The sequence below is a fragment of the Chlorobaculum tepidum TLS genome (assembly GCF_000006985.1).
Taxonomy (GTDB): domain Bacteria; phylum Bacteroidota; class Chlorobiia; order Chlorobiales; family Chlorobiaceae; genus Chlorobaculum; species Chlorobaculum tepidum.
Window position 1 is genome coordinate 385,614 of sequence record NC_002932.3, and the last position, 11,110, is coordinate 396,723.

General features: G+C 55.8%; 9 protein-coding genes. 6 read left to right on the forward strand and 3 right to left on the reverse strand.

Going from position 1 to position 11,110, the window contains the following annotated elements; all coding sequences use genetic code 11:
- The gene (sugE, locus tag AYT24_RS01825) at positions 1-321 is read left to right on the forward strand and encodes a quaternary ammonium compound efflux SMR transporter SugE (RefSeq protein WP_010932066.1); all 321 of its coding nucleotides are present in this window, start codon (positions 1-3) and stop codon (positions 319-321) included.
- Positions 322-396: 75 nt separating this feature from the next.
- Here sugE and AYT24_RS01830 read toward each other — a convergent pair whose 3' ends face one another.
- Positions 397-2,352, reverse strand: coding sequence for an ABC-F family ATP-binding cassette domain-containing protein (locus AYT24_RS01830; RefSeq protein WP_010932067.1), 1,956 nt, complete (start codon positions 2,350-2,352; stop codon positions 397-399).
- 180 nt (positions 2,353-2,532) lie between these two features.
- Here AYT24_RS01830 and AYT24_RS01835 point away from each other — a divergent pair, with 180 nt between their 5' ends.
- Genes AYT24_RS01835 through AYT24_RS01845 form a run of 3 tightly spaced genes read left to right on the forward strand, consistent with a single transcriptional unit; the run spans position 2,533 to position 6,729 of the window.
- Positions 2,533-3,807: a TolC family protein gene (locus tag AYT24_RS01835; RefSeq protein WP_164926846.1), complete on the forward strand. Its 1,275-nt coding sequence runs from the start codon at positions 2,533-2,535 to the stop codon at positions 3,805-3,807.
- Positions 3,794-4,777: an efflux RND transporter periplasmic adaptor subunit gene (locus AYT24_RS01840; RefSeq protein ID WP_010932069.1), complete on the forward strand. Its 984-nt coding sequence runs from the start codon at positions 3,794-3,796 to the stop codon at positions 4,775-4,777. The genes AYT24_RS01835 and AYT24_RS01840 overlap by 14 nt, the downstream gene beginning before the upstream one ends.
- Positions 4,774-6,729, forward strand: coding sequence for an ABC transporter permease (locus tag AYT24_RS01845; RefSeq protein WP_010932070.1), 1,956 nt, complete (start codon positions 4,774-4,776; stop codon positions 6,727-6,729). The genes AYT24_RS01840 and AYT24_RS01845 overlap by 4 nt, the downstream gene beginning before the upstream one ends.
- A gap of 474 nt (positions 6,730-7,203) precedes the next feature.
- Here the strand turns inward: AYT24_RS01845 and sucC are convergent, their stop codons facing one another.
- A complete protein-coding gene (gene sucC / locus AYT24_RS01850) occupies positions 7,204-8,382 on the reverse strand; it encodes an ADP-forming succinate--CoA ligase subunit beta (protein WP_010932072.1) in 1,179 nt (392 codons plus the stop codon).
- A 142-nt stretch (positions 8,383-8,524) separates the two neighbouring features.
- Between sucC and AYT24_RS01855 the strand changes: the two genes are divergently transcribed.
- On the forward strand, positions 8,525-8,983 hold the full coding sequence (locus AYT24_RS01855; RefSeq protein WP_010932073.1) for a nucleoside deaminase: 459 nt from the start codon (positions 8,525-8,527) through the stop codon (positions 8,981-8,983).
- Between the two features lie 111 nt (positions 8,984-9,094).
- On the opposite strand, the gene AYT24_RS10695 is transcribed toward AYT24_RS01855, so the two are convergent.
- The gene (locus AYT24_RS10695; protein WP_010932074.1) at positions 9,095-9,523 is read right to left on the reverse strand and encodes a hypothetical protein; all 429 of its coding nucleotides are present in this window, start codon (positions 9,521-9,523) and stop codon (positions 9,095-9,097) included.
- Positions 9,524-9,730: 207 nt separating this feature from the next.
- Between AYT24_RS10695 and AYT24_RS01865 the strand changes: the two genes are divergently transcribed.
- Positions 9,731-10,609, forward strand: coding sequence for a class I SAM-dependent methyltransferase (locus AYT24_RS01865; protein WP_010932075.1), 879 nt, complete (start codon positions 9,731-9,733; stop codon positions 10,607-10,609).
- The last annotated feature ends 501 nt before the right edge of the window (positions 10,610-11,110 follow it).

The window sequence follows — 11,110 nt, forward strand, 5'->3', positions numbered from 1 at the left end:
GTGGCGTGGGTGATGCTGTTTGTGGCCGGGCTGTTCGAGTGTGCCTGGGCGGTGGGGTTGAAATATTCCGAAGGGTTCACGCGGCCCGTGCCGTCGGTGCTGACGATTGCGGCGATGCTGGTGAGCTTCTGGCTGCTCTCCGTGGCGATGAAAATCGTGCCGGTCGGCACAGCCTACGCCGTCTGGACTGGTATCGGCGCGGCGGGTGTTGCCGTGGCGGGGATTCTGCTTTTCAACGAACCGCGCGATCTGGCGCGAGTTTTCTGCATTTTTCTGATTATCGCTGGTGTCGCTGGGTTGCGGGTGCTGGCTGGGAAGTAGCTGGGAATTGGGTGGACGGGGTGGGCAAATGGAAGAAGGTTCTGTCCGCAGTGTCCGCTTAGTCCACTTTTTTCTTCACCCCGCTTCGTCCTCCCAGCACTGGTAGAGCGCATCCAGCTCTTTGCATAGCTCTTCGTACTCTGCGATGGCTTTGTGCGTCTCTTCTGCGGATTGTTCGTAAAATAAGGGTTGGGCCATCATATCCTCGTGCTGTTTTTTTGACTCCTCCAACCGCTGAATCTCCTTTTCGATTGCCGCGATCTTTTTGCTGTTCGCTTTGGGCGCGGCCGGTTTTTTTTCGACAGATTTCGCCGTGGCGGCTTTGCGTGCGGCTTCCTCTTTGGCCTGGGCTTCGGCCTGCTGTTTTTTCTCCTCTTCCCACGATTTTTCGGCTTTTTCGAGGTATTCGGCATAAGTGCCGAGATAGACCTGCACTCCACCGTTCTTGATCTCGAACACCTTGTTGACGAGGCTGTCGAGGAAGTAGCGGTCGTGCGAGACGATGAGCAGCGTGCCGTCGTAGTTTTCGAGCGAGTCGATCAGCATTTCTTTGGAGCGCATGTCGAGGTGGTTGGTCGGCTCGTCCATGATGAGCAGGTTCGAGGCCTGGAGCAGAATCTTGGCGAGTGCCACCCTCGATTTTTCGCCTCCGGAGAGCACGGCGATTTTCTTCTCCACCGCGTCGCCGCTGAAGAGGAAGCAGCCGAGGATGTCTCGCACGCGGCGCTGTGCTTCAGAGGTCGGGGCTGCGTCCATCATCTCCTGAAGGATGCTCTTTTCCGGCGCGAGATTGTCGGTCTGGTGCTGGGCGAAGTAGCTCATGCTGACGTGGTGGCCGGTCTGGCGTTTGCCCTCGAAGTCGATCTCGTCGGCCAGAATCCTGCAAAACGTCGTCTTGCCCGCACCGTTTGAGCCGACGATGGCGATGCGGTCGCCGCGCATGATTTCGAGATCGATGTTCTTGAGCACGGTTTTCGTCGTGCCGTCCGGTAGCGTGAACGACTTTGAGACTCCCTCCAGCCGGAGCACTTCGCGGCCCGACGGTCTGGCCTTCGGGAACGAGAAAGAAATCTGCGACAGATCCTCCTCCGGCGCCTGCAACTCCTTTTCGAGTTTCTGCATCTGGCGCAACCGGCTTTGCGCCTGCCGCGCCTTGGTGGCCTTGTAGCGGAAGCGGTCCACGAACGACTTCAGGTCGGCCATCTTTTTCAGATCGTTTTCGTAGCGCGACATCATGAGTGTGTATCGCTCGGCCTTTTCTTTCTCATAAAAGCTGTAGTTGCCCTTGTACTCGGTGATTTCGTTGAAGGCGATTTCGAGCGTTTTGGTGGTGAGCTTGTCGAGGAAAAAGCGGTCGTGCGAGACGATCAGGTAGCTGTGCTCGTAGTTGAGCAGGTACTGTTCGAGCCAGCGGAGCGAGTCGATGTCGAGGTGGTTTGTCGGTTCGTCGAGCAGCAGCAGCGTCGGGTTTTGCAAGAGCAAGCGGGCGATGAGCAGGCGCATTTGCCAGCCGCCGGAAAACTCTTTCACCTTTTTGTAGAAATCCGCGCTGCCGAAGCCGAGTCCGGAGAGAATTTTCTCTGCGTCGGACTGCATCCGGTAGCCGCCAAGCCGCTCGAAGTCTTGCGAGGCGTCGCTGAAGCGTTCGATCAGCTTGTGGTACTCGTCGCTCGCGTGATCCTGATCGGGCAGCGCGAGCTCGTGCTCCATGCGCGAAATCTTTTCAGAAAGTTCATGCAGCGTTTTGTTCGCTTCGAGAGCGTACTGGAGCGCGGTTTTGTCGAGGTCGCCTTCGAACGAAATCTCCTGCGGCAGATAGCCGATGGTGGTGGTCGAGGACTTCATGATCTGCCCTTCGCTGATGGGCCCGTCCTCCTTGAGCTGGCCGCTGAGGAGGCGCAGCAGCGTGGATTTGCCAGTGCCGTTCAGGCCGACCAGCGAGGCGCGATCCTTGTCGCCGATCCGGAATGAGGTGTTGCGCAGGAGCACTTTGGTGCCTGCTGAAAGAGAGAGATTTCGTACTTCGAGCATGGAGTCGCGGTTTCAGGTTTGCAGTTGAAGATACGATATTTCATTAAAGCGCCATGCCCTCTAAGGATTCCGGTTATGTGGCCGGTCTTTGGCTGTTTTTCCCATGGTCGCTGGAAACAGGAGGTTGCAGCGTCAAACCCGTGAGTGTCTGTCAACGTGTTTATAAATTATATCCGGATCATGAGACGACTTCGCCGAACTTTTGTCATTGTAGCAGTGCTCTGTTTTGTCTGCCTGCCAAAGGCTCCCGTACTGGCTGTTGAAACGCTTGACTGGGCGCAGTGTCTTGCCGAAGCGGCCGGGCATCATCCCGATCTGCGTTCGGCGGCGGAAAGCGTCCGGCAGTCCGAGGAGCAGCGAAATAGTGTCAAGGGTGGAATGCTTCCGTCCGTCAGCGCGTCGGCGGGGGGCGAACGTTCGGGTTCGAGCGCTGCGGCTCCGGTGGGGGCGTGGTCGTACGGCGTCAATGCGAGCCAGTTGCTCTACGATGGCGCGAAAACTTCCAGCGAGGTGAAGTCCGCTACCGAAACACTCAAGGCGTCGAAGTATAATGAAAGCAAGGTTTCTGTCGCTACGCGCTATGCTTTGCGCACGGCGTTCGTCCAGCTTCTGACCGCGCAGAAACAGGTGGCGCTCGCAGAAGAGATTGCAACGAAAAGAAAGCAGGAGTTGCGCCTGGTCGCCCTGCTTTATAAATCGGGCACGGAAAATATCGGCTCGCTCAGCAAAGCCCAGGCTGACCTCGGCGAGGCGGAGTTCGAGGTGGCGCAGGCAAGGCGCGCGCTCGATCTTGCTCAGATGGTACTTAGCACTCAGCTTGGTCGCCGCAGCTTCACGCCGATCCGCGTGACCGGGCAGTTCACGGCCAGCGAACAGACCCGCACACCGCCCGATTTCGACAGCATCGCACGGAACAATCCGGCCTACCTCGAACTCACCGCGCAAAAGAGTGCCGCCGGATACAGCTTGCAGGCAGCGCGGAGCGCGTTCATGCCGTCGGTTTACCTGAGCACCGGCTTCGGCAATAGCGCATTCCGGCAGCTTCCGCCCGACCGCACCGACTGGCAGGCGGGCATCGACGTGTCGGTGCCGATCTACGCGGGCGGCTCCGGCAAGGCAGGCGTGGCCAAGGCGCGGGCGGTGGTTAACCAGTTGAGCGCCGACGAGGAGAGCCTTTATCTGTCGCTCAAACGGAGCCTTGCGCAGGCGTGGAAGACTTTCATCGACGCCTCCGGTAACGTGGATGTCCAGAAAAAATATCTCGACGCCGCCTCCGAGCGGGCGCGCATCGCTGACGCGCAGTACTCGGCGGGACTGATTTCGTTCAACGACTGGACCATTATCGAAGACAATCTCGTCACCGCGAAAAAATCATATCTCAACGCCCAGTCCAATCTGCTGACCGCCGAGGCGGCCTGGGTTCAGGCAAAAGGAGGCACTCTTGAAAGCAGGTAAACCGCAACTCATCTGGGGGGCAGTGGCCGTCGTCATTGCTCTGGTCGCCGGTTCTGTTGTGTACAGAACAGTGTTTGTCGGCAAGCCGAAAATTTCGTACCGCGAGTACCGCCCGGAGATTGGCGATATTCGCCAGCTGGTCTCCACCACGGCGACGATCACGCCGCAGAACAGGCTCGAAATCAAGTCGCCCGTGAGCGGACGCATCGACAAGATTCTGGTCAAGGAGGGGGATTTCGTCAAAAAAGGCCAGGTGCTGGCGCTTGTTAGCTCTACGGAGCGGGCGGCGCTGCTCGATGCGGCTACGCTGAAGGGGCAGAGCGAGATCGACTACTGGAACAAGGTCTACAACCAGACCGCCCTCATTTCGCCCATCGACGGGCAGGTGATCGTCAGCAGCCTCAATCCGGGCCAGACCATCACCACGAGCGATGCCGTGATGGTGCTCTCCGACCGGCTCATTGTGAGGGCCAATGTCGATGAAACCGACATCGGGAACGTCAAGCTCGGCCAGAAGGCGGTAATCAGTCTCGATGCCTATCCCGACATCCACGTCGAAGGGGTGGTCGATCATATCTATTACGAATCGACGCTGGTCAACAACGTCAATATCTATCATGTCGATATCGTGCCCCGAAAGGTGCCCGAGGTGTTCAGGTCGGGCATGAGCGCCAATGTCGATATTGTCGTCAACGAAAAGGATCACGTACTCATGCTTCCGCTTGCCGCCGTCAAGAGCCGCAACAGCCATTCCTTTGTGCTGAAAAGAGTTGCAGCCCCCGATTCGGTCAAGCGCACGCCAGTGCGGATCGGCCTGTCCGATGACAACAATGTGGAGATCGTCAGCGGGGTTTCTCCATCGGATGTCATTCTGGTCAAAAATGCCGCCTACTCGCTGCCGAAAAACAGTGCGGGCACCAACCCATTCATGCCTCAGCGCAGGAGCTCACAACAAAACCGGCAGCGATGATCGAAATCGTCAACGTTACCAAAACCTACCGGATCGGTGAGAGTTCGGTCAAGGCGCTTGACGGCGTGAGCCTGACGATTGGACAGGGTGAGTTCGTGGCGATCATGGGCGCGTCGGGTTCGGGCAAGTCCACGCTGATGCACATTCTCGGCTTGCTCGATGTGCCCGATACCGGGCAGTATCGCCTGATGGGCAAGGAGGTAAGCCGGATGAGCGACGACGAGCTGGCCGGAATCAGGAACAACGTGGCCGGGTTCGTGTTCCAGCAGTTTCACCTGCTCAGCCGGATGAGCACGATTGACAACGTGGTGCTCCCCTGCATTTATAGCGGTCAGCGTGGCGATTTTCGTAAGGACGCGCTGAAGCGGCTTGAGATGGTCGGACTCGCGCAACGATCGGATCATCGCCCGAACCAGATGTCGGGCGGCGAGCAGCAGCGGGTGGCCATCGCTCGTGCGCTCATCCGGGATCCAATGCTCATCTTCGCCGACGAACCAACCGGCAATCTCGACACGAAGAATTCGCACGAGATCATGCGGATTCTCACCGATCTGCACCGGCAAGGCAAAACCATCATCATGGTGACGCACGAGACGGATATCGCCGAATTTGCCGACAGGGTGATAACCATGAAGGATGGGGTCGTGGTGGACGACCGCAAGAAACAGGATGCGCGACTCAACCCCCAAATGCCCCAAGGAGGCATGGAGGCCGCTCATTCCGCGCTTTTTCAGCCGTCGCGCCTGCTTGGTTTTGTGGTTCAGGCGTTCCAGTCTATCGCGTCCAACAAGATCAGGACGTTCCTGTCGGTGCTCGGCATCCTTGTCGGTGTTGCTTCGGTCATCGCCATGATGGCGCTTGGTACCGGGGCGAAAGCATCGATGGAGGAGCAGTTGAAATCGATGGGATCGAACCTGCTCTCGGTCAGGGGCGGTTCGGCAAAGATCGGCGGCGCTTCGCAGGGTTTCGGTACGGTGACCCGTTTCACCGAAAAGGACGCGGCAGCCATTCAGGCTATTCCCAATCTGATCGATCACGTCTCCGGCGATGTTACCGGATCGGGCCAACTGGTCTATCTCGACAAGAACTGGAGCACCAGTGTCGAGGGTGTCGATTATGATTATGGCGAGATGCGCGCTGCCATACCCACTGTTGGGCGCTGGTTTACTAGGGAAGAGATTCAGGAGAGAGCCAAGGTCGCGATTCTCGGGACGACCGTTGCCATGCAGCTTTTCGGCGACGCTGATCCGGTTGACAAGATCATCAAGATCAACAGGATCAACTTCAGGGTCATTGGCGTCGCTCCGGCCAAGGGTTTCGCAGGCCCTCGCGATCAGGACGATGTCGTTTACATTCCTGTTTCGACCGCCATGTACCGCGTACTTGGCAAGCTGTATCTCGACGGCATTTACGTGGAGGTTTCGAGCGCTGAAAACATCGCTCCGGCAACGCAGGCCATTGACGCGCTGATTCGTAAACGGCACAAGCTGGCCGCTGACGATCAGGATTCGTTCAACATTCGCGATATGACCCAGTTCCAGCAGATGCTCAGCGCCACCACGCAGACCATGAGTATGCTGCTTGGCTCGATCGCGGCCATTTCGCTGGTGGTGGGCGGCATCGGCATTATGAACATCATGCTGGTTTCGGTGACCGAGCGCACCCGCGAGATCGGCCTTCGCAAGGCTATCGGCGCGCGGAAAGGAGACATCATGCTTCAGTTTCTGATTGAATCGGTGGGTATGACGCTTAGCGGTGGCATCATCGGTATCGTGGTTGGTGTCGGTGTTTCGGTAATGCTTTCAGCCTTCGCCGGGTGGGCGGTGAAAACGTCGATGTTCTCGGTGGTGCTTGCCACAGGCTTCTCCGTGCTGATCGGTCTGTTTTTTGGCTTGTGGCCTGCCAGAAAAGCGGCGGCACTCAAACCTGTAGAGGCGCTGCGTTACGAGTGAGGGGCGGCTGGATTCGACAGAGCAAAATTATTTTTTGAAAAAAAATAAAAAAGCGCGCAAGGAAGTTTGAGCATCATCGTCTCAATAATTGTAAGGGATGAGTTGAATGATATAATGAGTTTTTGTGTTGAATGTTCTTGAGTAAGGTTGTGATGTGTTGTTCTTTGTGTGTTGATTGACAGCAACGTTCCGGCTCTTCTTCGCCATGTTATGTGTTATAGTTGATTGTGATGTGTGAAGATGAATGTCTGAGTAAACGATGAATCGCGGAGAAGAACGGGTTGTTGCTGATTTGGCCGGGCGATAGGCTGGTTGATCCTTTCGTCCGGCTTTTTTAGGATTGTACGCATTTCTCTTATCGAAAAGAGACCTCAGTTTTTTTCTCCTGTGTTAGTGGCAAAACGGAAAAGCCCGCCTCCATGAAGTTCGTTCTGTGGGGGCGGGCTTTTCCGTTTGTTTGCGTGTGTTGGGACTTTATGCTGTGGCCAGTGCCTTCTGCACCTTTTCCGCAGCGTCCCTCAGGCCTTTGGCCGAGATGAGGTTGAGACCCGATTCGTCGAGCATTTTCTGGGCCTCTGTGGCGTTTGTGCCTTCGAGGCGCACGATCACCGGTACCTTCAGGCCGATGTTTTTGGCGGCTTCGATGATGCCTCCGGCCACGCGGTCGCAGCGTACGATGCCGCCGAAGATGTTGACCAGGATCGCCTTGACGTTTTTGTCGCCCAAGATGATTTTGAAACCCTCTTCGACTGTCTTGGAGCTTGCACCGCCGCCGACATCAAGGAAGTTGGCCGGTCTGCCGCCGGAGAGCTGGATGAGGTCCATGGTGCCCATCGCCAGGCCTGCGCCGTTGACCATGCAGCCAACGTTGCCGTCGAGGCGCACGTAGTTGAGGTTCGATTTCGAGGCTTCGTATTCGAGCGGATCCTCTTCGGTAATGTCACGCAGATCGTGGAAATCAGAGTGGCGGTAGAGGGCGTTGTCGTCGAAGTTGATCTTGGCGTCGAGCGCGAGCACGCGGCCCTCCTTGGTGATGACCAGCGGGTTGATCTCAGCCAGCGAGGCGTCGATGGTGGTGTACGCGTTGTAAAGCGCCTCGATGAACTTGACGCCGTTGCGGAACTGCTCACCCTGCAAGCCGAGGAAGAACGCCGCCTTGCGAGCCTGGAAGCCCTGCAGGCCGTAGACTGGATCGACGTGAATCTTGAGCAGCTTTTCTGGGGTCTCTTCGGCCACTTTCTCGATCTCCATGCCGCCTTCGGTCGAGACCATGAGCACGTTGCTCGACGTGGTGCGGTCGAGGGTGATGCCGAGGTAGAACTCCTTGTCGATATTCATGCCCTCTTCGATGAGGAGACGGCGAACCTCCTTGCCTTCGGGTCCGGTCTGGTGTGTTACCAGCGTTGCGCCGAGCATTTTCTGGGCGATTTCGAACACCTCTTCAGGCGATTTTGCCAGTTTGACACCGCCAGCCTTGCCGCGGCCACCGGCGTGAATCTGCGCCTTGACGACCACTACGGGGCTCGACTGCTCCTCGAAGAGCTGCTCTGCCGCTTGTTTTGCTTCTTCAGCCGAAAATGCTACTATGCCCTTGGGAACGGCCACGCCGAACTGTTTCAGGATGCCTTTACCCTGATACTCATGAATATTCATAGTACAAGTTCTATGGTTACGGGAGAATACTTGCCGGTCGGTACCGGGCTTAACGCGGAAAAAAGTTTAAACTTTATGATAACAAAAATTCTTGTTTTACTGAAACCGCTGTGGCTCGTAGCGCACATTTCTTCGCATCATGATGTCTGACCTGAACCACTGCATGGAACTCGCCTTCAGGGAGGCGATCAAGGCGTACGAAAGCAAGGAGGTGCCGGTCGGCGCGGTGGTGCTCGACCCGAACGGCTTGATCATCGGGCGCGGCTACAACCAGGTGGAGACTCTGTCGGACGCCACCGCGCACGCCGAAATGATCGCCCTGACCTCGGCAATGGCAACTATAGGCAGCAAATATCTCGAAGGATGCACGCTCGCCGTTACGCTCGAACCCTGCCCAATGTGCGCAGGGGCGATCGTGCTGTCGAAAATCAGCCGCGTGGTCTTTGGCGCGTGGGATCCCAAGATGGGCGCGGCGGGAACCGTTCTCAACATTACCGCCTGCAACGCACTCAACCACCAGCCCGAGGTGTATGGCGGCATCATGGAGCGCAAAGCCGAAAGTTTGTTGCAGGATTTCTTCCGGGGGCTGCGGGGGCGGTGAAGAAGAAAGAAGAGAAACAAGAGGCTGAGGAGGTTTCGTTTGGACTCCTGCTGAGTCAATAACCGACGATCTCCCGATTGAAGAGTTCCATGATCACCGTGAGGTGCTGTGCTAACCGCTATCGGTCCGCAAGTAGGTCATATTGCTCGTCCAGGCCTCAAACGGCATATCCGGGAAGAAGTCAATAGAGCAAGCCCACGAACTTGTTGCTATGTTGATAATTAGGCCTTGCCAAGCCAATCGATAGGCGCTCAAACAGCAGTGCATCGCCGCAGCCTGGGGTGATCTTATCCGATGGATATTTTCGATGCGGCTCGCCAGCCAGCAGCGCCATTCGAAACGGCGCAAAAAAGCAGGTTGAACAGCTGACCCGGATTCATCACCAGAAAAATGACCGAGACCGCCGTCATGCTGCTCTTGGCCAAACGGGCCATATCGCTGTTGCGCCTGGCCGAAGTTGCCTTTGACCGCATCGCGGATGCCTCGCTTTTTGGACCAGTTCCGGTTCTCTCGCGTCCGGTAAAGCTTGTCGGTACGCACCGATTCGGGATAGTGTCCACTTTTTCGTTACAGGTTCAACGCAGCCGCAGTGATGAACGAATTACTCAATGCACGTGTAGATTGGTTACTGGTTGCTTCTCCAGTTTTTCCCACGCATGATCATCTGGGCGCATTCACAGGTTAAGAGGCTCATCGACGGATGGTGAACATGATTCGGGCGGCTTCATCGGAAAACAAATCATCACCATGTCAGATGATACGATAGATCGTTTTTTTGGATATCTGAACTGGCTTTTCAATCCATTCCACGGGTTGAAAACAACGGAAGTCTATGATTTGATCGGCACCTCTTCTCTAACCGAGAACGCGCTCTATCTGAATCTCGGCTATTGGCGGAAGGCGGATACCATCGATGAAGCCAGTGAAGCGCTTGCGCTGCTGGTGGCGAAAAGAGGCGGCATGGGGCCGGGCGATATTGTGCTGGATTGTGGGTACGGTTTTGGCGATCAGGACATCCTCTGGGCAAGACAACTGAAACCCGAAAAAATCATCGGCCTGAACATTACGAGTTCCCAGGTGGAGCGCGCCCGGAAGCGTGTTGCTGATGCAGGTCTGGAACAATCAATCGATTTACGAGAAGGTTCGGCAACAGCAATGCCCATTGAAAACGAGTCCATCGATCTGGTGGTTTCCGTAGAAAGCGCTTTCCACTACAGAACTCGTGAGGCTTTTTTCAGGGAAGCGTTCCGCGTTTTGCGGCCGGGCGGAAGGCTTGTGACAGCGGACATTGTGCCAACAGAAAACTCCGGCAATCCCTTCAGGCGAATGGAGCAGTGGTTTTCATGGAATCTTGTAGCAGGAAAATTCAATATTCCGCAAGAAAACTATTACTTGATCCCATCCTACCAGAACAAGCTCACCAAAGCCGGATTTGTCCAGATTGACATCAAATCCATCCGTGACGATGTCTATGAACCGCTTCATGCGTATCTGGCAAAAAACCGGACATTTTTTGCCAAGATGCATCCCCTTGCAAGGATTATGGCGCAATTAACCCTGAATCGTTCTGCAGAGAGTGTGTATGCCGGCTTGGATTATATCCTTTCTTATGCTGAAAAGCCATAGTCTGAAGCGGCTCTCAGGGTATGCAAAAATGAATGACACAGAACAGCGTTAAGCAAGCGCCTGTTTGAAGGCCGCTTTTATACGAGAGCCACTCAAGTCTGCATATCCTGCTCTTTGGGGAAGGCTCTCCTTTGGCCTTGCTCGGAATATCCTAAACTGAACGGGGATTCAGATTACGATACGCCGCCCCGTTTACCTCTTCAACTTGACGTTTGCTTATCCCGAAACTTACAGGCCTCAAACCACCCGCGTTTCCGGTAATGCGTCAGCAGCTCATGCAGAATATCATGAGCAGAATGCCAGCTCTAAAGAGCTTAACCGATGCCCTCTGCAATAAGCTGCTTTGTTTTTAACACTCTATTGGTCTCGACAGGATGATATTGCTTTACTATTGACTAAACAGTTTTTTTGGAACATCCCCCACCCATCGAGTGACCGAAAGACCTGCGCCCTCTTTGTAGAGGGAGTACTGTCTCACAGAACAAAACCATAAGCGCCATT